Annotated in this window: 19 protein-coding genes; 7 read left to right on the forward strand and 12 right to left on the reverse strand. The window is 73.2% G+C overall.

Translation table 11 applies throughout. The annotated features are described in order from the left end of the window. Nucleotides 1–5: 5 nt before the first annotated feature. On the reverse strand, nt 6–1,085 hold the full coding sequence (locus ACPPVX_RS06610) for a glycosyltransferase (protein ID WP_426574105.1): 1,080 nt from the start codon (nt 1,083–1,085) through the stop codon (nt 6–8). Between the two features lie 97 nt (nt 1,086–1,182). Between ACPPVX_RS06610 and ACPPVX_RS06615 the strand changes: the two genes are divergently transcribed. Then, nucleotides 1,183–1,920 carry an endonuclease/exonuclease/phosphatase family protein gene (locus tag ACPPVX_RS06615; protein WP_426574106.1) on the forward strand — a complete coding sequence of 246 codons (738 nt, stop codon included), beginning with the start codon at nt 1,183–1,185 and terminating at the stop codon, nt 1,918–1,920. A gap of 17 nt (nt 1,921–1,937) precedes the next feature. Here the strand turns inward: ACPPVX_RS06615 and ACPPVX_RS06620 are convergent, their stop codons facing one another. The 7 genes from ACPPVX_RS06620 to ACPPVX_RS06650 all read right to left on the reverse strand — a co-directional run bounded on the left by ACPPVX_RS06620 (nt 1,938) and on the right by ACPPVX_RS06650 (nt 11,157). After that, nucleotides 1,938–3,308, reverse strand: coding sequence for a hypothetical protein (locus tag ACPPVX_RS06620; protein ID WP_426574107.1), 1,371 nt, complete (start codon nt 3,306–3,308; stop codon nt 1,938–1,940). Beyond that, nucleotides 3,305–3,853, reverse strand: a complete 549-nt coding sequence (locus ACPPVX_RS06625; protein ID WP_426574108.1) for a hypothetical protein — start codon at nt 3,851–3,853, stop codon at nt 3,305–3,307. The genes ACPPVX_RS06620 and ACPPVX_RS06625 overlap by 4 nt, the downstream gene beginning before the upstream one ends. Further along, on the reverse strand, nt 3,850–7,323 hold the full coding sequence (locus ACPPVX_RS06630) for an alpha-(1->3)-arabinofuranosyltransferase domain-containing protein (RefSeq protein ID WP_426574109.1): 3,474 nt from the start codon (nt 7,321–7,323) through the stop codon (nt 3,850–3,852). The genes ACPPVX_RS06625 and ACPPVX_RS06630 overlap by 4 nt, the downstream gene beginning before the upstream one ends. Continuing rightward, nucleotides 7,320–8,195 carry a glycosyltransferase family 2 protein gene (locus tag ACPPVX_RS06635; protein ID WP_426574110.1) on the reverse strand — a complete coding sequence of 292 codons (876 nt, stop codon included), beginning with the start codon at nt 8,193–8,195 and terminating at the stop codon, nt 7,320–7,322. Before ACPPVX_RS06635 ends, ACPPVX_RS06630 begins: the two co-directional genes overlap by 4 nt. Further along, nucleotides 8,192–8,917 carry a class I SAM-dependent methyltransferase gene (locus ACPPVX_RS06640; protein ID WP_426574111.1) on the reverse strand — a complete coding sequence of 242 codons (726 nt, stop codon included), beginning with the start codon at nt 8,915–8,917 and terminating at the stop codon, nt 8,192–8,194. Before ACPPVX_RS06640 ends, ACPPVX_RS06635 begins: the two co-directional genes overlap by 4 nt. A 38-nt stretch (nt 8,918–8,955) precedes the next feature. Next, complete coding sequence (locus ACPPVX_RS06645) at nt 8,956–9,672, reverse strand: hypothetical protein (RefSeq protein WP_426574112.1); 717 nt, start codon at nt 9,670–9,672, stop codon at nt 8,956–8,958. An 81-nt stretch (nt 9,673–9,753) separates the two neighbouring features. Continuing rightward, complete coding sequence (locus ACPPVX_RS06650) at nt 9,754–11,157, reverse strand: acyltransferase family protein (protein ID WP_426575003.1); 1,404 nt, start codon at nt 11,155–11,157, stop codon at nt 9,754–9,756. Here ACPPVX_RS06650 and ACPPVX_RS06655 point away from each other — a divergent pair. Then, nucleotides 11,074–15,150: an alpha-(1->3)-arabinofuranosyltransferase domain-containing protein gene (locus tag ACPPVX_RS06655; RefSeq protein ID WP_426574113.1), complete on the forward strand. Its 4,077-nt coding sequence runs from the start codon at nt 11,074–11,076 to the stop codon at nt 15,148–15,150. The genes ACPPVX_RS06650 and ACPPVX_RS06655 overlap by 84 nt on opposite strands. Here the strand turns inward: ACPPVX_RS06655 and ACPPVX_RS06660 are convergent. Further along, complete coding sequence (locus ACPPVX_RS06660) at nt 15,147–16,088, reverse strand: DUF7065 domain-containing protein (protein ID WP_426574114.1); 942 nt, start codon at nt 16,086–16,088, stop codon at nt 15,147–15,149. The two genes, ACPPVX_RS06655 and ACPPVX_RS06660, sit on opposite strands and share 4 nt — an antisense overlap. A 91-nt stretch (nt 16,089–16,179) precedes the next feature. Here ACPPVX_RS06660 and ACPPVX_RS06665 point away from each other — a divergent pair, with 91 nt between their 5' ends. Both ACPPVX_RS06665 and ACPPVX_RS06670 read left to right on the forward strand, forming a co-directional pair. Further along, entirely contained in the window at nt 16,180–16,590 is a 411-nt protein-coding gene (locus tag ACPPVX_RS06665; RefSeq protein WP_426574115.1) for an SCP2 sterol-binding domain-containing protein, read from the forward strand. Between the two features lie 11 nt (nt 16,591–16,601). Beyond that, complete coding sequence (locus ACPPVX_RS06670) at nt 16,602–17,435, forward strand: DNA-formamidopyrimidine glycosylase family protein (RefSeq protein ID WP_426574116.1); 834 nt, start codon at nt 16,602–16,604, stop codon at nt 17,433–17,435. Here ACPPVX_RS06670 and ACPPVX_RS06675 read toward each other — a convergent pair. After that, a complete protein-coding gene (locus ACPPVX_RS06675; protein WP_426574118.1) occupies nt 17,428–17,979 on the reverse strand; it encodes a GrpB family protein in 552 nt (183 codons plus the stop codon). The two genes, ACPPVX_RS06670 and ACPPVX_RS06675, sit on opposite strands and share 8 nt — an antisense overlap. Before the next feature lie 151 nt (nt 17,980–18,130). Between ACPPVX_RS06675 and ACPPVX_RS06680 the strand changes: the two genes are divergently transcribed. Both ACPPVX_RS06680 and ACPPVX_RS06685 read left to right on the forward strand, forming a co-directional pair. Continuing rightward, complete coding sequence (locus ACPPVX_RS06680; protein ID WP_426574119.1) at nt 18,131–19,651, forward strand: DUF222 domain-containing protein; 1,521 nt, start codon at nt 18,131–18,133, stop codon at nt 19,649–19,651. A 60-nt stretch (nt 19,652–19,711) separates the two neighbouring features. Beyond that, nucleotides 19,712–20,572, forward strand: coding sequence for a sulfotransferase domain-containing protein (locus ACPPVX_RS06685; RefSeq protein ID WP_426574120.1), 861 nt, complete (start codon nt 19,712–19,714; stop codon nt 20,570–20,572). On the opposite strand, the gene ACPPVX_RS06690 is transcribed toward ACPPVX_RS06685, so the two are convergent. Then, nucleotides 20,565–21,554 carry a malate dehydrogenase gene (locus ACPPVX_RS06690; RefSeq protein WP_426574121.1) on the reverse strand — a complete coding sequence of 330 codons (990 nt, stop codon included), beginning with the start codon at nt 21,552–21,554 and terminating at the stop codon, nt 20,565–20,567. The two genes, ACPPVX_RS06685 and ACPPVX_RS06690, sit on opposite strands and share 8 nt — an antisense overlap. 64 nt (nt 21,555–21,618) lie before the next feature. After that, the gene (locus ACPPVX_RS06695) at nt 21,619–23,262 is read right to left on the reverse strand and encodes a flavin-containing monooxygenase (RefSeq protein WP_426574122.1); all 1,644 of its coding nucleotides are present in this window, start codon (nt 23,260–23,262) and stop codon (nt 21,619–21,621) included. A 112-nt stretch (nt 23,263–23,374) separates the two neighbouring features. Here ACPPVX_RS06695 and ACPPVX_RS06700 point away from each other — a divergent pair, with 112 nt between their 5' ends. Then, complete coding sequence (locus tag ACPPVX_RS06700; RefSeq protein WP_426574123.1) at nt 23,375–23,797, forward strand: gamma-glutamylcyclotransferase family protein; 423 nt, start codon at nt 23,375–23,377, stop codon at nt 23,795–23,797. The last annotated feature ends 26 nt before the right edge of the window (nt 23,798–23,823 follow it).

Below are 23,823 nucleotides of genomic sequence, written 5' to 3' on the forward strand. Positions count from 1 at the left end.
GGCCGCTACCCCACCGAGTCGAAGGCGGCTCGCAGCGCGGCCAGCTGCTGGCTGCGCTCGAACCGGTCGACAACGACCCGGCGCAGCTCGGGGAAGATCGATCGGCGCAGCGCCGGATCGCCGAGGAAGTGGATCAGCCCCTCGGCGATGCGGCCCGCATCGTCGGGGACGCGGATGCTCGGCGCCAGGACGGCCTCGTGGTTGGTCCCGCACTCGGTGGTCACGACGGGCACGCCGCTGGCCATCGCCTCGACGTAGGCCAGGCCGAACTGCTCGTTCCACACGCGGGTCGGCCGGGGCGCGGTGACGAACACGGCGACCCGGCGCAGCAGCTCGGCCACGCCGTCGCCCGGCAGGGAGCCGACGAACTCGATCGACGGATCCGACGCGGCCCGTTCGCGCACCAAGCCGTCGAGCGGGCCGCGGCCGGCGACCACCAGCCGGGCCTCGGGCACCTTCGAGGTCACCAGCGGCCAGGCGTCGAGCACCCGGTCGATGCCCTTGTTGGTGGCGAGCGGCGAGATGAACGCGGCGACGGGCTCCTCGACCGGCTGCTCCGGCGGGTGGAACCGCGCCGTGTCGAGCGGCGGCAGCACCACCCGGAGCTGCTCGGCGGAGAAGCCCAGCTCCAGGCAGTGGTCGCGGGCGGCCTCGATCAGGCAGACCACCAGGTCGGCCCGCTCGGCCCGCTTGAGCGCCTGGTGGTACGGCGGGATCCGGTACAGCGGGTTCCTGGCATCGTTGCCCCAGGTCAAGATGGCCTGGCGGGCGCCGAGCCGCTGGGCCAGCGGACCGGCCTGCCCGGTCACGAGGGCGCACAGCTCGAGCGATGCCACCCAGTCGGTGGGGCCCGGGTCGACGGTGTCGAGGTCCTGGAACCACGCCAGTGCACCGGCCTCGATGAACCGGCGGGTGAGGCGCCGGTACGGCCGCTCGATGAACGGGACCGGGTCGCCCGTGCCGGCCTCGCCGACGGCGGACACCGACGCGTCGGGCATCGAGGCCAGCCACGACAGCTCCCGGCCCGGCCGCGACTCGGGCAGGGCGAGCCACAGGAGGTCGAGGGGATCACGCGCTGGGCCCATCTCCGCACCTCCCCGGCCCCCGGCCGCTGTCGGGCCATCATGGGACGGCGACGAAGCTGAGTTCGTACCACGCTTCTCGCGACCGCACCCACCCTGGGTGCCCGAGGCCACCATGTCCCAGCTCACCCTCACGTCGTTCAACGCCCGGTGGGGCCTCACCGTCGACGACACGCCGTTCGACCTCCCCGGCGTCGTCGAGCGCTTCGACACCGACGTGGTGTCGCTCCAAGAGGTGTGGGACCCCACCGAAGGGGGCACCTCGCTCCCCGACGAGGCCGCCCGGCTCGGGTACCACGTCATCCACGCGCCGCTGTCGCCGTCGCGGGTCGACCCCCGCCCGGAGATCACCGCCCACCCGCACGAAGCGGCGGGCACCTGGGGCCTGGCCCTGCTCAGCCGGCTGCCGGTGCGCAGCACCCGGGTGGTCGACCTCGGCCGCCTGGTCGAGCGCTGGGACGTGGCCCAGCGCGTGGCGATCCTCGCCGAGCTCGACGTCGGGGGCACGCCCGTCACCGTGGCCGCGATCCACCTGTCGTTCGTGCTCCCCAACGCCGCCGCCCAGCTGCGGCGGCTGGCGGGGTACCTGCCCGAGCACCAGCCCAGCGTGGTGGCCGGCGACTGCAACCTGTGGGGCCCGGTGGCGACGGCGGCCCTCCCCCGCCACGAGCGGGCCGTCCGCGGCCGCACGTGGCCCGCCCACCGACCCCACTCCCAGCTCGACCACATCTTGGTGTCGCCCGACATCGAGGTCGTCAGCAGCGCGGTGCTCCGCCCGGCTGGATCCGACCACCGTCCCGTCCAGGCCACCCTCCGGCCGCGAGCTGATCCCGGCTGATCCCGGCTGAACCGGGCTCAGTCGGGCACGAGCGCCCGCGCCGAGGCCCGCATGGCCCGGTGGTGCACCGCGATGGCCACCACGGCGCCGGCCACGTTGCCGAACACCCACGCCCGCGTGGCCGCCAGGGTGCCACCGTCGGGCACGAAGAGCAGCGTGGGCAACAAGATGCCGAGGCCGAGCGTGAGGGTGATGGCCACCGTGGCCACCTGATCCCGGCGGATCCGCGCCTCGGACAGCCGGATGGAGGTGATGGCCCACGGGATGCCGGCCACCATCAGCGACGGGAGCAGCCGGCCGAGGCGGTGGTAGCCGGGGCCGAAGACGTGGGCGAACAGCGGCCCGATGGCCAGCGAGGCCAGCCAGGCCACGGTGGCCAGCCCCAGGGAGAACGCCAGCGCCTCCTTCGCCCGCCCCTCGGCCGTGACCGTGCTCACCACCGCCGCGCTCGATCCCTCGGCCGCCGAGGAGGCGGGATCGTCGCCCTCGAGCAGGTCGAGCCCCGCCGCATCGGCCTCGCTGTCGTGGCCGTCGGCGTCCTTGCCGCCCTCGACGAGCAGCACCTGGGCGATGGCCGCGGGGACGAGGAACACCAGGCCCGTCACCGTCCACGCGAGGAAGAAGCTGGCGTTGACCGACGGCCGCACGCTCTGGGCGACCACGAGCGGCAGGATGAACTGGGGCGCCTGGCTGGACAGCGTGGCCACCCAGTTGACGCCGGCGTAGCGGGCGACCGACCCGAGCGTCTGCGGGCGGTGCCAGCTGATGCTCCCGGCTCCGATCCAGTGCAGCACGGGGATGGTGAGCACCGCGACGAGGGCCGCCGGGGCCAGCATGAGGTTGTAGAGCCACAGGGCCGGGTCGATCGACACGGGCAGGACCACCAACGGCAGCCGGATGAGCCCGATGAAGGCCAGGCGGGCGACGAGCCAGCCCCACCGGCGCGCCGCCATGAGCCGCACGTCGACCAGCAGGCCGATGGAGGTGCCCGCCGTGTAGGCGCTGAAGAGCAGCCACCCGCCGGGCGAGCCCGTGACCAGCCGGGTGGCGCTCGTGTCGACCAGGGCCAGGTACGCGACGCCGCCGATGACCGACGAGACGACCGTGGCGGCCACCGCCCACCCGAACAGGGCATCGGACTCGGCGTTGCGGCGGGTGGCGTGGCGGGCCAGGGCGATGGTGAGCCCGAGGCCCGATGCGTAGTTGACGAACTGGATGGCGGTGAACAGGGCCGACGCCTGGCCCAGCTCGTCGCTCGTGGCGACCCGGGAGCCGAGCAGCCAGAACAGGAAGCCCAGCAGGGCCTGGATCCCGAGGCCGATCAGGATCCACGCCGACCCCTGGAGCACCCTCGACGAGCGCGCTCGGCCGATGGCGGTGGCCGTCACGCCTGCAGCACCGCCACGCAGGCGAGTACGGCACCCACGGCGACGACCGCGACCACGATCACCCCGGCGATGGTCCCCAGCGGCGGCCCTTCCGACGCGTGGTGGTGATCGGACGCGGCCCACGCCTCGAGGTGGGGCCAGAGCTCGATGAGGGCACCCGCCGAGACGAAGGTGAGACCGGCGAAGGTGAGGTGGTGCGGGATCAACGAGCGGGTGACCAACGCCGGCGAGATCTCGCTGCCGTCGGGCACGCCGCGGATGAAGATGGCCAGCGGGACGAGCAGCAGGGACACGGTGCCGAGCGCGCCGAGCACCCGGGGCGAGAGACCCGCCAGCACCACGGCCGCCACCACCACCAGGGCCAGGCCGCCCACCACGCCGTCGAGCGCCACCGCGACCGCGGTGAGCGCGAGCCAGATCAGCACGGCGCGCCGCGTGGGGCGCGGGACGCTGGCCCGCCGCTGCCCGACCGGGGGATCGGGGACCAGCGGGTGGTGCGGCTCAGCCCCACCGAGCACGCCGGGGACGGGCGCGTCTTCGGTCACGAGGGACCACCTCCTGGGACCGGAGCGGCGCCGCTTCGCCGCCGTCGGCGCCGGCGCACGACCTCGGGGGTGGGCAGCAGGGCGATGCCGGTCACGCCGACCACGGCCGCCGCCGACGCGACGAACGTGGCCTGCACGGCCCGCTGCGGCCCGAACGTGGCCACGAGGTGGTGGGCCTTCCCGTCGATCAGCCAGCCGGTTGAGTACCCGTCGATCACGATGGGCGGACCGGCGTCGGCACCGTCGACGGTGAGCTTCCACCGCTCGTCGTACGCCTCGCCCAGCCGGAGGTACCGAGGGCCGGTCGAGGTGGCCACCACGTCCATGTCGATGGACGTGGCCGACCGATCGTTGACCGTGACGACGCTCCCCGCCGGATCGGGCGCCTGCACGGGAGCGGTGCCGGGGGTCGAGAGGCGGAGCGTGTTCAGCCGCCACCCGAAGATGGTGAGGATCTGGTGAGGACCGGCGCCGAGCGTCAGCGGCTGGCACCCCTCGAGGCGCACCGCCCCCTTGGCCAGCTCGGCTCGCGACGACACGATCTTGGCCTCGATGAAGGTGCCGTCGACGATCGCCACCCTGGTGCACTTGGCCTCGCCGCGCCCGGCCGCCACCAGCGTGGCGGCGTCGGCGCCCGACGCCGAGAGGGCGGCGCTGAAGGTGAACTGGCGGGGAGCGGGCAGGTCGAACACCCGGTTGAGCTGGGACTCCTCGTCGTCATCGTCGGCGAGCAGCGAGCCCTGGGCCCGGGTGAACAGCACATCGAGCGGCAGCGCGCTCAGGGCCGCGCTGGTCTTGGCGTCGGCCTTCGCGGCCAGCCGGCTCAGCGTCTTGGGCACCCTCGTGATGTTGAGGACCTGCTCGCCGTCGATCGAGATCTCGCTGATGCCCACGGGGTTGTTGCCCTTGGTCTGCGAGAGGATGGTGACCTCGACGCGCTTGGCGACGCTGGGCTCGATCCCCACGAGGACCGACTTGCCGGGCTGCACGGCCTCGCGTGCCTGCTTGGTCCCGACCTGCACCCGCACGGCGCTGATCGACGACGGTTCGCTGTCGTACGGCGTGATCGAGATCTGCGAGACCAGGCGGGGCTCGGGGAACTCGATCCAGATGCTCTTGCCCGCGGCCGTGCCGAACCCGCCGGTGATCCACGCGGTGCTCGGATCACTGTCGAACGCGTTCGACGGCCGGCCGTAGGGGTGCAGGCCGAAGCCGTCGCGATCGGCTCCGATCTCGGCATCGGTGAGCTGGGAGACGGTCTGGTCGTTCGGCCGGTCCGGCCACCGCGTGATGGTGGAGCCGCTGCCCGCGTCGATGTCGTCGTGGACGGAGAGGGTGGGCGACGTGGCGTTGGCGACCCGGTTGATGTCCCACGCCCGCCGCCGGTTGGTGTCGGTGAGCACGACGCGGCCGCCCTGCTGCACCGCCGTCGAGAACTCCTGCTGGTCGAGGTCGCCGACGTAGCGGACCGGTTGGCTGCCGTCGACGATGCCGGACTGGATCAGCGCCGGCATGGCGGCGCCATCGCCGACCGTGAGGACCTGGTCGGAGGCCGATGCCGCGGTGATGGGCGGCGTGGGGTGGACCACGCGGTACGTCATCACGGGCGGCAGGGCGGCGTCGGCAGGGTCGGTCGCCCTCGCCGCTGCGGTGGCCTTGCCGGAGGTGCCCGGGATCGTGTCGGTGCCGCGGCGCCCGTAGGTGCCGGTGAGGACGAGGCCGCTGTCGCTCTTGACCTGGTTGTGGACCACCGAGGGCGCCGCCCCGCCGATCTCCTCGGTGAGCAGGTCGTTGCGGACCAGCACGTCGGTGGCACCGAGGTAGCGGGCCGTGGTGGAGATCTGATCGTCGGTGAGCGCGCCCTGCGCCAGGGCGATGTCGAAGTTCGACAGCAGGTTGCCGGCCGGGTCGCCGCGCCCGACGACGGTGTTGCGCACCGCGACGGGCCGGTCGAGCAGCGAGGGGAACAGGTCGTCGGGGCTGCGCATGCCCCACCGGTAGTTGCCGCCCGTGCCGCCGGGGATCACCAGGACCCGGGACTCGGGCCGGACGGAGTCGAGCGCCTTGGTGGCCTGCTGCCACGAACGGGGGATCGTGTAGCCGAGCGGGTACAGCCCACCGTTCCACAGGGGCGCCGAGATGCCGAGGAGCAGCACCGCGGCCAGCGCGATGCCGACGGCGCGCATGGCCTGGCCGCCCTGCCGGGCCCGCGCCTCCCACGTGCGCCACCCGACCACGAGGGCGATGGTCTCGGCGAGCACCACGACCGCCCCCACCTTGTTGGTGGTGCGGAAGGCCAGCGCGGCCGGCACGCGATCGAAGATGGTGGAGAGGAGGCTCCCCGCCGGGTACGGGTCGTCGGGCGGGAACATGCCCACCATGACCGGCAGGCCCACCGCCAGCAGCCCGACGACCAGCAGGCGCTCGCGCGCCCGTGACCGCCAGAGCGACAGGCCCACGAGCACGGGCACGAGGAACGTGGCCATGAGGACGAGCGGCGACGTGAGGTAGATCGTGTAGTCGCCGAGGAACTCGCGGGCACCGGCCCGGCCGTACAGCGGCCAGTTGCCCAGCCCTCGAGCGGTCTCGGCGTACGACGAGGTGCGGGCCACGTCGATCGGGTTCTCGGTGCCCGAAGCGATGCCCGCACCGGTGCTCGACGCCAGGAACGACGGCAGCAGCCAGTACAGCGAGACGGCCATGGCCATCAGTCCGCAGCGGACGAGCACGCGCCACAGGTCTCGCCAGCTGCGACCCTCGACCCGGCGGGCGTACCAGAGGTGCCCGGGCAGGGCGAGCAGCTGGAAGAAGGGCACCACGCCTGCGTTGAGGCCGGTCTGGGCGAAGAACCCGAGGGCGAACAGCGCCGGCCAGCGCCACGACGTGGGGGCGCGCGTGGCGCGGATGAACGCCAGCAGCGTCCACGGGAGGAGGGCGTAGGGCAGCAGGATCGGCGTGGTGCTGCCGGCCACGATGACATAGGGGTTGACCACCCAGAAGACGGTGGCGAGGACCCGGGCCTGCGCGCTGAGGCGCCGGCCCATGAGCACGCCCAGGTACCGGCGGATGCCCCAGGCCCCGAGCAGCAGGACCAGCAGGCGCCACACCCGCACGGCCATCCACGGCGAGGCGCCGAAGGCCCGGATCACCCAGACGACCGCACCGACCGGCGCGGCACCGGCGTTGAAGTTGCCCTGGCCGAGGCCGCTGGAGCCGCCCACCCAGGCCTGCACCGCGGATCGCAGGAACGCGGCCGGGTGCTGGTAGAGGTCGGGGCGGGTGTCGGGGGTGAACACGCCCCAACGGGTGCCGATCACCGCCCACGCCAGCAGGACGGCACCGATGACGAGGAAGGTCGCCTCGCCCCGGTGGACGCGCGGCGGCCGGTCGGCGCGAGGCGGCCCGCGGTGCGACCCGGCGTCGTCGGACTCCGGGGGTGCGGGCGGGGCCGGAGCCGCGACCGCCGTCACGACGGCTGGTCGGAGCGCTCCAGCGCGCCCAACGCGGCCCCGATGCCGTACGCGGCGAACTCACCGGCGCGCATGAACACGACGCCGGCGGCGACGGACGGCTTGGCCGCCAGCCGGCGCCAGTGGCGCCGGTACGCGCCCACGGCCGAACCGGCCTGCTCGCTCAGCGCACCCGGGTGCTCGACCTTGTACTTCTTCAGGCCGCGTCCGTAGTAGTAGCGCTTCGACCAGATGAACCCGAGCGACATCCGGCCCTCGTCGTGGACGATCAGGTCGGGGATCCAGGCCAGGTTGCACTGGTCGTCGATCATCCGGGTGCGCAGCTCAGCGTCCTCGGTGCCCGACAGCGACTCGAGGAACCCTCCGGTGCGGCGCAGGTAGTCGCGGCGGACCAGGCGGGGCGACTGGACGAGGATCTCCTCGACGCAGCACGACCGCTCGAGCGCCCGGCACGCGGTCCAGTACCCGTCGCCGACGGTGACCTCCGGGACGAACACGCCGTCGGCCCCCTCGTCGAGCGCCGCCTGCATGGCCCGCTCGACGATGGTGGGCGGCAGCTCCATGTCGGCATCGATCCAGAGCACCCACGTCCCCTTGGACCGCTCGATGCCGAGGTTGCGCTGGGCGCTGCGCTCGGGGCCGGCCTGCTCGGCGTGGTGGGCCAGCTCCTCGACGACCTCCCACGTGCCGTCGGTGCTGAAGTTGTCGATGACGACGAGCTCGAGCGGCTCCCAGGTCTGGGCGCGGATGGACCGGAGGCAGGCCTCGATGGTGCGGATGGAGTCCTTGACGGGCACCACCACCGACACCATCGGCCGCTCGGAGGAGCCGGACGGTTCGGACGGTTCGGACGGTTCGGAGAGATCGGTCATGTGCGTTCCAGTACGAGGCCGAGGTTCCAGGTGACGACCTCACGGACGCCGGGGACGTGCACCAGCGGACGGCACCACCGGGGGTAGTAACGCGGGAAGGCGTCGACCACGCGGACATGCGGATCGGCGTGGGCCCAGCGCAGCACCTCGCCGACCCCGATGGGGAACAGGGAGGTGCCGTAGCGGTTCTTCGGCGGCGTGCCGGTGCGGGCCTGGTAGCGCCGCGCCGCCCGCTCCCCGCCGAGGTAGTGCCACGGCGAGGTCTCGTGGCCACCCCAGGGCGACAGCCAGTTGGTCACCCCGATGAAGACGATGCCCCCGCGTCGAGCCACCCGGACCAGCTCGTCGAGGAAGAGCCACGGCGTCTCGACGTGCTCGAGGGCGTTGAGGGTGCAGACCAGGTCGACCGAGCCATCGGCCAGCGGCAGCGCCAAGCCGTCGCCGACCACGGCGTCGACCGGGGTGCGACCGTGCAGCGAGAGCTCGTCCTCGAACGGGTCGAAGGTGAACGCGTGGGCACCGGCGCGGCGGAGGGCCTCGGCGGTGTACCCAGGGCCGCCGCCCACGTCGATGGCGACGGCGCCCTCGAGCGGGAGGTAACCCGACAGCAGCTCGGCCGTGTCGTCGCCCATGAACGTGTAGGTGCCGCGCGGGTCGGCCTGCTCCCTGCGCATCGCCTGGAGGATGTGCCAGGAGCGCTGCACCCCGTCGTTCGCCCCCATGGAGGGACCGGCGCTCGCCACGGGAGCGACGGCGGCCACTACGCCTTGACGAAGGTGACGGGGTTGGAGTCGGCCTGTCCCTTGGCGCCGCCGAGCATGATCTCGGTGATCGGAACGTTCTTGCCGTCGATCGTGACGGTGAACGTGGCCTTCTCGGACGTGCCCAGGTCGAGCCCGATGCCCTCGGAGCCGTTGCCCGCCGGCAGGGTGACCACCTCTTCGGTGGAGAAGGACCCGCCGCCCTCGTCCTTGTCGTTGTAGTCGTCGGTCTTCTTGACCTTCACCTGGTCGGCCGCCACCGTGACCTTCACCTCTTGGGTGTTGTTGGAGCGCAGGTGCCAGCCGCCGAAGTCGGTCCAGATGTAGACGCCGGAAGCGGCCTGGGCGCGCTTCTGGGCGTCGGCCCCGTTGGCGCCGACCGCGTCGCCCACCGGGCCCTGCCAGTTCTTCTGCGGCGCGGTGGCCTCGGTGGTGGTGCCGCCGCTGGCGTTGGTGGAGGAGTTGTTGTCGTCCTTGGGCCGGGTGAGCACCACCGCGAGCACGATGACGATGGCCGCGGCGACGATGGCGTAGACGAGGGTGAGGTCTCGGCGACCGCCGCGCTCGTCGCGCTCGTCGTCATCCCAGTCGTCGTCCCAGTCGTCGTCGGCATCGGACGTGGCCGGACCCTTCGACCTGGGGGCAGTGGACGGCTGGTCGGTTCGGCCATCGCTGGCGTCGGAAGCCACGTTGGGCTCGTCGTCGAAGTCGCTCACGTACGCTCCTCGGCACCTGGGCTCCAGGCACGGGGTGGCACCAGAGCAATCGTCAGGGGTGGACCCTAGACGATGAAGCCCTCAGGGCTGCCCCACGTGCGGCCGGTCCGACCGGGGCTCCGGTGCCAGCACCGATGCCCTGCCCCACCCGGTCCCCGCCCGCACCCGGCGCAGCAGCGGACGCTCCACCACGAACCAGCTGATCGCCGCGACCACCGAGGTCAGGGCGGTCGCCCACAGCGTGAGCGACACGAACGACGCGCCGGCGAGGAACGCCCCCGGCCGCACCAGGCGGACCATCACCGTGATGTGCCAGAGGTAGATCCCGTACGACACCACCCCGAGCGCCACGAGGGGGCGGCTGCGCAGCACCCGGCGCACGACGCTCTGGTCCTGCGGGCCGAACACCCCGGGCGCGACCACCAGCGCGGCGATGACGCCGAACAGCACCTCGCGCAGCACCTCCTGGAAGACGGTGGGCGGATCGAAGCCGAACGGGTACCGGAGCGCGACCACGCCCGCGTAGCAGCAGGCCGCAGCGACCCACGCCACGCCGGGCAGGTCGCCCAGGGTCCGGGCCAGGCCGCCCGCGGGGCGGCCCCGGACGGTGGCGGCCGAGCTGGCCACCGCGAGGGCCATGCCGATGGCGAACAGATCGATGTTGGCGGCCAGGGTCCCGTACCCCACCGCGTGGCCCCCGGCCCGGAGCTGGGCCCGCACGATGATGCCCGTGGCGTAGAGCACGGCGAGCCCGAGGTAGTGGGTGCGGATCCGCTGCTCGACGGTCCCCTTGCGCAGCGCCATCAGCAGCACCCACAGCGGGAGGAACAGGTAGAACGACACCTCGGTGCACAGGCTCCACGCCTGCGCCAGGCCGCCCAGGACCGTGTCGCCCCAGTACACCTGGATGAGGGCGTAGAAGCGCAGGTGGCCCCACCAGTCGCCCAGGTTCAGGTCGAGCAGCCAGGTGCTGATGAACAGCGCGACCCAGTAGGCCGGGTAGATCCGCACCAGCCGCCGCAGCAGGTAGGTGCCGAACCGGGGGCGCACCCCGTCGGTCAGGTGCGCCAGCACGAACGGCCGGAACAGCAAGAAGCCCGACAGGACGAAGAAGATGCTGACCCCGACGTTGAGGTGCTGCAGCCACGGGCCCATCCCGCCGACCGAGGCGTCGCGTCCCCAGGTGACGCCGGTGAAGGTGCCGGCGTGGTACGCCAAGATCCCGAGGGCGCACAGGGCCCGGATCCCCTCGAAGGTGGGGAACCGGGTGACCGGGCCGCCCCGGGCGGGCGCGGTGGGAGCGGTGGGACCAGCGTCGATCGCGGCATCGTAGGTCCGGTCCTGGCGCCGGGGCCGCCGAGTGCCCGTGGGAGCAGGGCCTCCTGCACCAGACTCGGGCCGATGGATGACGTCGAGGGGGAGGGCCGCGATCGGCGCGCGCTGTGGCTCTCCTCGGGCGTGATCACCCTCATCGTCCTGCTGCAGGCCCCGGGCCGGATCGTGCCCGAGACCAAGCTCGACGTGCTCCTCGATCCGGTGGGCTACCTGGGCCGGGCGCTGTCGGCGTGGGACCCCAGCGGCGGGTTCGGACGGGTCCAGAACCAGGCCATCGGCTACCTGTTCCCCATGGGCGCCTTCACCGCCCTCGGCCACGCCCTGTCGGTTCCGCCGTGGCTGGTCCAGCGGCTGTGGATCTCGCTCGTGATCGTGCTGTCGCTCTGGGGTGCGCACCGGGTGGCCCGGGCCGTCGGGGTGTCGTCGTCCGCGGGTCGGTTGGTGGCGGCCTGGGCCTACGCGCTCGCACCGGCCACCCTGTCGATCACGGCGTTCCAGTCGGCCGGCCAGCTCCCCTACGCGCTGGCGCCGCACGTCCTCGTGCCGCTCCTCACCGCCAAGGAGGGCGCCAGCCCGCGGCGGGTGGCGGCGGCCTCGGCGCTGTGGATCGCGGCGATGGGCGGCGTCAACGGTGCCGCCGCGTTCGCGGTGCTGCCCCTGGTGGTCATCTGGTTCACCACCCGAGCACCGGGGCCGGCTCGGCGGCGCCTGCTCGGCTGGTGGCTGGCCGGAGCCCTCGCCGCCACGCTGTGGTGGCTGATCCCCCTGCTGGTCTCGGTCCGCTACGGCATCCGCTTCACCGACTTCACCGAGACGTCGTCGCTGACCACCTGGACGGAGTCCGGCACCGAGATCCTCCGCGGGACGGGCAACTGGCTGTCGTTCGTGCAGACCGACGGCGGGTCGTGGCTGCCGGGGGCGTGGTCGTTGACCGCCGACCGGGTGGCGATCCTGGGCTCGGTCGCGGTCGCCGCCGGCGGGATGTGGGGCCTGGCGCGCCGCGCCTCACCGGGTCGCTCGTGGCTGCTCCCCTCGTTCGTGCTGGGCACGGTCGCCATGGGCATCGGGTACGCCGGGGCCTGGGGCGGGCCGTTGAGCGGCCTCGCCCAGCAGCTGCTCGACGGGCCGCTGGTGCCGTTCCGCAACGTCCACAAGTTCTCGGCCGTCGTCCACCTGCCGCTCGCCCTCGGGCTGGGCCACCTGGTGACGGTGGCGGTCGACAGGGCCCGGGCCGCAGTCCCCTCCAGTTCGACCGGTGCGGCCAGTGCGGCCGGTGCCCCGGCGGGGGCCCCTGCTCGGGTCGGACGGACCCGGCTGGCCCGAGCCGTCCCCGCGCTCGCGGCGGTGGCGATCGCGCTGGCGGTGCTGCCCGCCGCCGGCCAGCTCACGGCCCCAGGCTCGTTCACCGACGTGCCCGCCACCTGGCGCGACGCCGCCACCTGGCTCGACGCCCACGACGACGGCCAGCGGTCGCTGCTGCTCCCCGGCTCGGCGTTCGGCGAGTACGAGTGGGGTCGGCCCCTCGACGAGCCGATCTCCTCGCTGCTCCACTCCGACTGGGCCGTCCGCGACCTGATCCCGCTCGGCGGCAACGGGTCGACCCGGATGCTCGATGGCATCGACACGGCCCTGCAGAGCGACGCCCTGCCGCCCGGGTTCCTCACCACGCTGCAGCGCTCGGGGGTCCGGTACCTGGTGGTGCGCAACGACCTCGACCTGGTCCGCACCGGCGGCCCCCGCCCAGCCAGCGTGCGCCGCCTCCTCCGGACCGTGCCCGAGATCCAGCTGGTGGCCTCGTTCGGGCCGGCCCAGAGCGATCCGGGCTCCGACCTGCGGGTCGCGTCGCCCCCCGGCCAGGCGGCCACCGAGGCGTTCCGGGCCATCGACATCTACGAGGTCCCCGGCGCGGTCGACCGCGTCACGGGCTACCCCGCCGCGGGCGCGGCGGTGACCAGCGGCGGCCCGGAGGCGGTCCTCGACCTCGAGCCGCACCTCACCGACGGGCGCGCCGTGGTCCTGGCCGTCGACGACGGGGCCGCCGACCTGCCCGATCCCCTCCTGGTCGCCACCGACACGGCCCGGCGGCGCGACGTGCGGTTCGGGGCCATCCGCGACAACGCCACCTACACCCTCACCGCCGACCAGGACTCCCCCCTGACCGGCGACGCGCCCGTCGACCGCTGGCCCTCCGGCACACCCGAGGGGCTCACGAGCGCGCGGGTCGACGGCGCCGCGTCCCTCACCGACAGCCGCAAGCCCCAGCAGTCGATGCGCCCCGAGCAGCAGCCGTTCGCGGCGTTCGACGGCAACCGGGAGACGGCATGGGGACCGGCCAAGGGCCGGACGGGCGAGTGGGTGCAGGTCCAGCTCGACCAGCCCACCGACGTGGGCGCCATCACCGTGCGCATCCCCGAGACCACCGGCAAGCGGATCGGTTCGGTCCGCATCGAGACCGACCAGGGCTCGCAGGTGGCGAAGGTGGGTCCGGACGGCACCGCCTCCGTCAATCCTCCCGCAGGCAAGACCAGCCGGGTGCGGGTGGTCATCGACTCGATCACCGGGACGCGCGGCGTCGCCCGCGTCGGCATCAGCGAGATCGAGATCGGAGGCGTCCACATCGACCGCCCGCTCGTGGTCCCGTCGCCGTCACCCGAGGGGGCCGAGGTGGTGTCGCTCGCCCGTGACCACTACGACCGCTTCAGCCTCACCCGCCACGACGAGGAGGGCGACCTCGACCGCGTGTTCACCTGGGGCGGCTCGGCCCAGGCCCAGCTCCACGGCACGGCCAGCGCCGCACCGGGTCACGCGCTCGATGCGCTCGTCGCCCAGGGGGTCGGGCCCGCCCACCCGAGCGACGTGCAGGCGACGGCCACCTCGGTCTTCGGCGACCAACCTGCGTTCGTGCCCGGCATGGCCGTCGACGGCGATCCGCAGACCGGGTGGATCAGCGCCGCCCAGGCCGACGCCCCCGCCATCACGCTGAAGTGGCAGGGCGCGGTGCCCGTCGACGGCCTGCAGATCGACATGCTCGACAAGGTGGCCGATCCCGTCCACCGGGTCGTGGTGACCGTCGGCGGGGTCGACTACGACCGCGAGCTCACGGCATCGGGGCAGGTGTCGATCCCCTCCACCGATGCCGACGAGCTGACCGTCTCGTTCCCGTCCGACCCCGGCGACCGCACCAACGCCCGGCAGGTGGCGGTGGGCGAGATCAGCGTGCCCGCGATCTTCGGCCGGACCGCGGCCACGCCGAAGCGGGCGACGAGGGTGGCCCTGCCGTGCGGCGAGGGCCCGCCGGTCTCGGTCGACGGCACCGCGGTCGCCACCCGCGCCGAGGCCACGGTCGGCCAGCTGCTCGACGGCAGCCCGATCGCCTGGACCGCCTGCTCCCCCACCCAGCTCGACCGCGGCCCCAACCGGGTCACCGCGACCGCCGGAGCGCTCCTCGTGAGCACCCTTGCCATCGAGCCCGAAGGCGGCATCCCCGCGCCTCCCGCGGCTCGGACGGCGACGGCGGGCCGATGGGGCCGCGAGGACCGCACGATCCGCGTCGCCGCTGGGGGGGATGCCATCGTCGCCACCACCGAGAACTTCAACGACGGCTGGGAGGCCACCCTCGACGGCCAGGCCCTCACCCCGATCCGCGTCGACGGGTGGCGCCAGGGCTGGCGCGTCCCGGCCGGCTCGGCGGCCACGATCCACCTGCGCTACCGGCCGGGCACCAGCCAGCGGCTCGGCCTCGTGCTCGGCCTGGTCGCCCTGCTCGCGCTCCTCGCGGCCGCCGCCGTGCCGGCCCGCCGCCGCGCCGGCGCCGACCGGGCGACGTGGGTGCCGCCCGCCCTGCGGCCGTGGGCGGCGCCCGCCACCTGCGCCCTGATCGTGCTGGCCGGCGTCAGCCTCGGCGGCCCGCTGGTCCTGCTCGCCGTACCGCTCGTCGTGCTGCCGCGGCGCAGCCGGTGGCTGCCCGTGGTGGCCGCCGCGGCGACGGGCTGCGCCGGGCTGGTGACGTTCATCTGGGCCGGCGCCGACGTGGGCGACCACACCGGCACGTTCTCGGGCCCCGCCCAGGGCTTCGCGGTGCTCGCCATCTTGGCGGTGGCGGTGGCGCTGCTGCCCTCGCCTCCCGACGAGGAACCGGCCTAGAGCTCCGGCTGGTTCCACTCGGTCCAGCCGTGGCCCACCCGACCGTCGGCGGCGGTGAACCGGCACCACGCACGGGGGAAGCGGCTGACCTTGGCGTCGTCGGACGTGAGGAGCACGGGCGACCATGCCACCGGCTCCACCTGGAGCTCGAGGTCGCCGACCGTCCACGTGCCGTGCTCGGGGAGCCCGGCCCGGCCCAGCTCGGCGCCGCTGGCGGTGCTGGTCACCGCGGCCATGAGCCCCGATGGGCTCTGCACGTACCCGGTGCCGTACAGCTGATCGGTGCCGAGGTGGACGTCGACGCCGTGGAAGCGGGTGCCGTCGTCGAGCCAGCCGGCGGTCCAGCTCCAGCCGTAGCTCCACCAGTCGCGCACGCCCCAAGAGTGGTCGCGCTGGCCGAGGCCGTCGAGCTCGATGCGCTCGGACCCCACGAGGACCTCTCCGTGCACCCGGCACGGCACCTCGTAGCGGGTGACGCCGGGGTAGGCGAACGTGCTGCCGACCGTCTCCCACTCGAGGTCGAACCCGAGCGGGACGCGATCGCCGCGCAGATCGCCGTACACCTCGGTGGGATCGTCGACGCCGACGGCGAACGCCTCGACCCCCACCGACACGTGGTCGAGCGCCGTCTCCACCGTGTAGTCGGCCCACAGGCCCTCGGTGCGGATCTCGTGGGACCGGCCCGGCGGGATGGCCACGTCGTGGTCGATCACGGTCACGAGGGGACGGTCGGGGCCCACCACGCACGCCCAGTACCAGGCCCGGCCCATCCCCGGGTAAAGGCCGAGGCGCACGTAGCCGGCGATGCCCTGGTCCTCGTCGACGAAGTCGAGGTACCAGCTCTCGCTCCAGAGGTGCTCGTCGGTGGGCGCGTGCCGGGCCTCGTCGGCCGGATCGGCGGGGGTGGCGGTGGCAGCGGGCGGCGTGGGTTCAGGCACAGGTGCTCCTCGGTCGGCCGGGCGATCGTAGGTCTGCTCACCCCGGCCCGCCCGGACGTCCGAGCGCGTCGCCGCCGGTAGCGTGGCGCCGATGCTGACCTTCCTGAGCGACGACTGGATCGCCGCCCTCGACCAAGCTGTCGCCACCGACGAGCGCCTGGGCGCGCTCACCGCCGACGTGTCCCTCGTCATCGAGCAGGAGGTCACGGACACCCCGCTCGGCGAGGTCCGCTACCACATCGCCTTCGACCGAGGCCGCGTGTCGGTCGCCAACGGGCCGGCCGCCGAGCCCACCGTCCGCTTCAGCCAGGACTACGCCACCGCAGCCGACATCGCCACCGGAAGGGGCTCGGCCCAGCGGGCGTTCATGACCGGACGGCTGCGCATCGGCGGCGACCTGCGGGTGCTGCTCGACCACGGCGACGTGCTCACCCAGCTCGACGACGTCTTCGCGGGCGTGCGGGCCCGGACCACGCCTCCCGTCGCCGCCGAGCGGGCCTGAGGTCCGGCGCCGTGCCCGAGCTGCCGGAGCTCCAGGCCCACGCCGAGCGCCTCGACGCCGACTTCGGTGGCGCCGAGCTGGCCGGGTTCCGGCCCATCACCTTCACGGCCCTCAAGACGTTCAGGCCCGATCCCGCCGACGCCGTCGGCACGGCGGTCACCTCGTTCGGGCGCCGGGGCAAGTACCTGCTGATGCACGTCGGGCCGCTCACCTTCGTGGTGCACCTCATGCAGGGCGGACGGCTCAAGCCCGACGAGAAGCAGTCGGCCAAGCCCCGAGGCGGCATCGCCCGCTGGACGTTCGCCGACGGCCGGGCCCTGCTGCTCACCGAGCCCGGCACCGAGCGCAAGGCCGGCGTGTGGGTGGTCGAGGGCGACCTCGAGACCCAGCCGCCCATCGAGGGCCTCGGCCCCGACGCCGACACCCTCGATGCCGACGGGTGGGCGGCCGTGCTGGCGACGCGCTCCTCGCGGCTGCACGGGGTCCTGCGCGACCAGCACGCCATCGCCGGCATCGGGCGGCGCCTGGCCAACGAGATCTGCCACCGCGCCATGCTCTCGCCGTTCGCCAACGCCTCGAAGCTCAAGCCCGAGCAGGTGGCCGCGCTCGCCGCCGCGGTGCAGGAGTGCATCGCCGAGTCGCTGGCCGAGGAGCGCACCCACGACGAGATGGTGAAGTCGGCCGAGCGCGGCGGCATCCACCACGGCGCCGGCCAGCCCTGCCCCCGCTGCGGCGACACCCTCCGCGCCGTCGAGTACCGGGCCTACACCGTCGTCTACTGCCCCACCTGCCAGACCGACGGCAAGATCCTCGCCGACAACACCACCAGCAAGTTCCTCAAGTAGCCGAGCCCGGCTCCCTGGCCGCTCGCAGCGAGGCGAGCACGTCACCCACCCACGCCTCCTTCTCGGTCACGTACCGCATGCGGTGGTCGGCGTGGCGTCCGGCGAGGTCGACCTTGAGCTCCTCGTAGCGCGCGGCGAACGCCGGGTCGGACCGCAGGGCGTCGCGGAACAGCCGGTAGTCGTCGATCTCCGGCGAGCCCTCGGGCAGGACGTGGAGGTGGTGCGTCCGCTTCGCGCCGACCACCTTGCGGAGGAAGAGGTGGTCGGGGTTGCCCACGAAGGCGTTGCCCTCCCGGAAGTCGTAGCCGATCGCCTCGATCTCGGGGATCCGATCGCGGAAGGCGTCGACCGATCCGACCACGATGAGGATGTCGATGGTGGGCTTCGAGGCGAGGCCGGGCACGGCCGTGCTGCCGATGTGCTCGATCGAGGTGGCCACGTCGCCGACCGCCGCCCGCAGCGCCACCCGCTCCCGCTCGAACGCTGCGGGCCACTCCTCCGAGTACGCCACGACCTCGACGGTCGAGTCCGGCCGAATGCCCACCCGCCGAGCTTGGCACGCGATCGCCGTCGCCTCGGGTTGTCCCTGCCGCCATCAGGGCGCTCCCTCCTCAGAGGTGGGCAAATCGGACATGGAACCTACCGAACAGGGTGGAAAGGGGTTCACTGTCACACCCCCTTCGTATGGTTGGACCATGAGTTCCGTGGCGGATCCGGAGGCGGCGGCAGCGCTCGAAGCAGCGCGCACCGCGGTCGGTCGGCTCCTGGGGCTTCCCCTCTCGCCCCACGACGTGACGGATGCGTACGCACTCATCCGCGAGACCGAGGTCCTGGGCCGGCACCTGGCGGCGGTCCAGCAGTGGGTCCTGCGCGAGGTCGATCGCGCCGGCCTGCACCAGGCCGACGGCCACGCCAGCGCCACGGTGATGGTCCGCACCGCAGCCAACCTCTCCAACGCCGAGGGCCGGCGCCGGGGCAAGGCCATGCGGATGCTGCGAGACCTGCCCGCCGTGGCCGCCGCGTTCCGGACCGGCCGGATCGGGCTCCCCCAGCTCGATCGCATCGCCCGCCTCCACGGCAACGCGCGGGTGCGCGCCGCGCTCATCGAGGTGGATGCCCACATCGCCGAGCTCGCCGCCCGGCTGCCGTACCCCGAGTTCGACGCCAAGCTCGATGACTGGGAGCGGATGGCCGACGAAGACGGCGTCCGAGACCGGTCCGAGCGCCAGCACGCCAACCGCGACTACGTGCTGCACCCCAACTTCGACGGGTCGTTCCGGCACCTGGGCGGCTGCGGCGAAGAGCAGGGCGTCGAGCTGCGGTCGATCCTCGCCGCGTTCGCGGGCGCCGAGCTCGCCGCCGACTGGGCGGAGGCCCGGGCCGTCCACGGCGACGCCACCACGGTCGAGCACCTCGCCCGCACCGACGCCCAGCGCCGGGCCGACGCCCACTACGCCATCTACCGCGCCGGCGCCTCGGCGCTCGCTGCTGCTCCCGGCGGCTCGCGGGTGGTCACCAACCTGGTGATGGACCAGGAGACGTTCGAGCGTGAGCTGCGCCGGGCCTGTGGCGAGGACGTCGAGCCCGACGCCCGCCTCGCCACCTTCTTCCAGGACCTCCTCGACGACCTCATCGACGATGAGGACGACGACGACCCGGCCCACGACGCTGAGGACGAGGCCGAGGGCCGACCCGTGGACGAGGTGAGCGAAGAGCACGGACCCGTCGACGTCGTTCCCGCGCCGGATGCCGAGGCGGACCGGGGCACCGGGAGCGGAGCATCGCCCGAGGGACCTCGCCGTCGCGGGCACGCCTATCGCTGCGAGACCCTCGACGGGTTCCCGCTGACCCCGTCGCTGGTGGCATCGCGGGCCCTGCTCGGCCACGTCCGCCGAGGGGTGATCCGACCCGACGGCGTAACGCTCGACCTCGGGCGCTTGAGCCGGCTGTTCACCGGACCGACCCAGCTCGCCGTCCAGCTGTCCCGGACCACCTGCTACTGGCCCGGATGCGGCGTGCCCGTCACCCAGTGTCAGACCGACCACCTCGAGCCGTTCAACGGGCCGAGACAGGGCAGAACCTGCCCCGACAACGGGGGACCCCTGTGCGGGAAGCACAACCGGCACAAGCAGCACGGCTTCACCGTCTGGCGAGACGAGCACAGCCGGTTCCACGTCGTCCGACCCGACGGCACCGAGATCCCCTACCTGCCCTGATCCCGGCGGCGCTTCGGCGCGCCTCGGCGGGGAGGTCGACGGGTCGTACGCTGCCCGACCGTGCGGCGCTACGGGTCGGAGGCCAACGATCGGTGGCTGGGGTTCGAGCACCGGCCCGGCGACATCGTGATCAGCACCCGGTCGAAGTGCGGCACCACCTGGGTGCAGATGGCGTGCGCCCTCCTGGTGCTCCAGACCCCGGACCTGCCGGCCCCGCTGGGCGAGATCTCGCCGTGGCTCGACTGGGACATCGAGCCGCTCGCCGACGTGGCCGAGCGGCTCGACCGCCAGGAGCACCGCCGGATCATCAAGACCCATACGCCGCTCGACGGCCTGCCGCTGCGATCCGACGTGACGTACCTCGTCGTGGGGCGCCACCCGCTCGATGTCGCCGTGTCGCTGTACCACCACGGCCAGAACATCGATCGGGCGCGGGTCGCCGAGCTCACCGGGCGGCCCGAGCAGACCAGCCCGACCGAGCCCTTCGCCGGCTGGTTCCCGACGTGGATGGATCCGGCTGCGTCGATCGACGAGGAGCTCGACACGCTCCCCGGCCTCGCCCACCACCTCTCGGACGCGTGGGATCGGCGCGGCGAGCCCAATGTGGTGCTCCTGCACTACCGCGACCTCGCCGACGACACCGAAGGGGCGATGCGGGGGATGGCCGCGCGCCTCGGCATCGAGGTGCCCGAGGAGGCGTGGCCCGATCTGGTGGCGGCCGCCTCCTTCGAGGCGATGCGGGAGCGGGCCGAGGAGCGGGCGCCCGACCGGCTGGGCGTCCTGGCCGATCGCCAGGCGTTCTTCCGCTCCGGCCGCTCGGGCGAGGGCACCCACCTGGTCATCGGGGAGGCCCGCCAGGCCTACGACGAGCAGGCCGGCGCCCTGTTGGCTCCCGACCTGCTCGCGTGGCTGGCTAGATGAGGCCGAGCTCCTTGACGGCGTCGCGCTCCTCGGCGAGCTCGCCGACGGAGGCGTCGATGCGGCCGCGGGAGAAGTCGTCGATCTCCAGGCCCTGCACGATGCTCCAGTCGCCGTCCTTGGTGGTGCACGGGAACGAGCTCATGAGCCCCTCGGGCACGCCGTAGCTGCCGTCGGACGGCACGGCCATCGACACCCAGTCGCCTTCGGGGGTGCCGGACACCCAGGTGCGGACGTGATCGATGGCCGCGTTGGCGGCGGACGCGGCCGACGAGGAGCCGCGGGCGTCGATGATGGCGGCGCCGCGCTTCTGGACGGTGGGGATGAAGTCGCCCTCGAGCCAGGCCTGGTCGTTGACGAGGGCGGCGGCGTTCTGGCCGTTCACCTCGGCGTGGAACAGGTCGGGGTACTGGGTGGCGGAGTGGTTGCCCCAGATCGTGAGCTTGGTGATGTCGTTGACCGTGCTGCCCGTCTTGGTGGCGAGCTGGGCCATCGCCCGGTTGTGGTCGAGGCGGGTCATGGCCGTGAACTGCCGCGGGTCGAGGTTGGGGGCGTTGTTCATGGCGATCAGCGAGTTGGTGTTGGCCGGGTTGCCGACCACGAGCACCTTGACCGACTTCTTGGCCGAGTCGGAGAGGGCCTTGCCCTGCACCGTGAAGATGGCGCCGTTGGCGGCGAGCAGGTCGCCGCGCTCCATGCCGGCGGTGCGGGGGCGGGAGCCCACCAGCAGGGCGATGTCGGCATCGCCGAAGGCCACGTCGGCGTCGTCGGTCTTGACCACGCCGGCGAGCAGCGGGAAGGCGCAGTCCTCGAGCTCCATGGCCACGCCGTCGAGGGCGCCGAGCGCCGGCGTGATCTCGAGGAGCTGGAGGATGACCGGCGTGTCCGGGCCGAGCAGGGCACCGCTGGCGATGCGGAACAGCAGGCTGTAGCCGATCTGGCCGGCTCCGCCGGTTACTGCGACGCGTACGGGCTCGGTGGTCATTGCGGTCTCCTGGAGGACGGTGCTGGGCGGCGCCGGGATCCAGCGCCGAAGGTCGGTTCCGACCCTATTCCGGCGACCTGCCCGCGCCCGAATGGGCGCTCGACCCGACCAGCTCGTCGTCGCGCTCGGGCCGCGGCAGCGCTTGGAAGTCGCCAGCGCGAGGGCGCCGGGTGCGCCGCCAGTAGTCGATCGTCGGACCGGACCAGTTGTTGGTGATCCGGCCCGTCTCGGTCTTGTACCAGGAGTGGCACGACTCGGCCCACACCGTCCGGGCCAGCCGGCGCTCGAGCCGCTGGTTCGAGCGGGTCTGGGCCGCAGGGGTGACCTCGAGCGAGCCCTCGCCCTGGTCGACGAGCCGCCGGATGCAGGTGAGGGCGTACCCGACCTGGCGCTCGATCATGAAGATGATCGAGTTGTGGCCCAGGTTGGTGTTGGGCCCGTAGAGCAGGAACAGGTTGGGGAACCCGTTGACCGTGAGGCCGAGGTGCGCCTCGGCGCCCTCTCGCCACTCGTCGTGGAGGTTGCGGCCGCCGCGGCCGGTGATCTCGATGGGGGCGAGGAACCCGGTGGTGGCGAAGCCGGTGCCGAAGATGATGGTGTCGACCGCGTGGTCGGCGTCGCCCGACCGGACGCCGGTGGGGGTCACGTGATCGACCGGCGCGGTGATCACCTTCACGTTGGGCTGGAAGAGCGTGGGGTACCAGTCGTTGGAGATCAGGATGCGCTTGCAGCCGAGGCGGTAGTCGGGGATCAGCACCTCGGCGGGCACCTCGTCGCTCACGGCCTTGACGAGCTCACGGGAGAACCGCTTCTCGCCGAGCGTGGCGATCCTCGAGCCCTGGCGGAACATGGCCCAGCGGAGGTCGAACCGGACCCAGATCGAGAAGCGGTAGAGCCGCTGCCACCCGGGGATGCGCCGGAACCGGGCCTTGGCCTCTTGGGAGAACTCGCCGTCGGGCTTGGGGGCGACGTAGTTGCTGCTGCGCTGGAAGAGCGTGAGCGTCCGGGCCGTCTTGGCCACCTCGGGCACGAACTGGATGGCGCTGGCCCCGATGCCGATGACCGCCACGTCGCCGGTGAGGTCGTGCTCGTGGTCCCAGCGGGCCGAGTGGAAGACGGTGCCCTCGAACCCGTCGAGCCCCTCGATGGGGGGGATCTGCGGCCGGTTGAGCTGGCCGGTGGCGGCCACCACCACGTCGGCGACGTCGGTGCTGCCGTCTGCGAAGGTGAGCTGCCACTGCGCCTCGGCCTCGTCCCAGGTGGCGGCGGTGAGCTCGGTGCCGAGGCGGAGGTGCGGGCGCAGGCCGAACCGGTCGGTGACCTCGTTGAGGTAGGCCAGGATCTCGGCCTGCTCGGGGAACTTCCGGGTCCAGTCGGTCTTGGGCGCGAACGACAGGGAGTAGAGGTGCGAGGGCACGTCGCACGCCGCACCGGGGTACGTGTTGTCGCGCCACGTGCCGCCCACCGCGTCGGCCTTCTCGTAGATCGTGAAGGTGTCGATGCCGGCCTGGCGGAGGCGGCACGCCATGCCGATGCCGCCGAAGCCCGACCCGATGATGGCCACGCGAGGGGTGCGGGTGCCGGGGTCGACGGGCGGGGCGAGGGCGCCGGGCAGCCGAGCCGCCAGTGCCCGGGCCCCCGGCGGGAGCCGCCGTCCGAGGGCGGCGATGGGGCCGAGTGGGGGGCGACCGGTCGTGGGGGTGGGCATCGCCGCCGAGCGTACCGATCTTGACCGCCGGGTCAAGTGGGACGGCGTCCGAGCGCGAACCACGACGTCAGGCTCCGATTCCAGCACTCCGCCGTGGGGCAGAGTTGTGGGGATGACCGACCGTGGACGACCGGGCGCCCCCGACCAGGACGCCCTGTTCGTCTACGGCACCCTCATGCCCGGGCACCTCCGGTGGTGGATGCTGGCTCCCCACGCCGTGGCCCACCGCCCAGCCGTCGTGCCGGGCACGCTCTACGACACCGGCGACGGTTGGCCGGCCGCCGCCTTCGGGACCGCATCGGGCCGCACCGTCCCGGGCTGGGTGGTGTGGTTCGACGCTGCCGTGCTGGCCGGGCTGCTGCCGGAGCTCGATCGGATGGAGGGCATCGGCCCGGTCCCCGACCGCCGCAACGATCCCTACGTGCGCATCCGGGTCCCCATCGACAGCGTGACGGAGGCGTGGGGCTACCACGCCACCACCATGCACTCGTCGTGGCGACCGATCGACGCCTGGCTCGACCAGCCGGAGGCCTGAGCCGGTGGCCCAGGCCCCGGACCGGT

This window comes from Aquihabitans sp. McL0605, from assembly GCF_049993875.1.
GTDB lineage: Bacteria > Actinomycetota > Acidimicrobiia > Acidimicrobiales > Iamiaceae > Aquihabitans.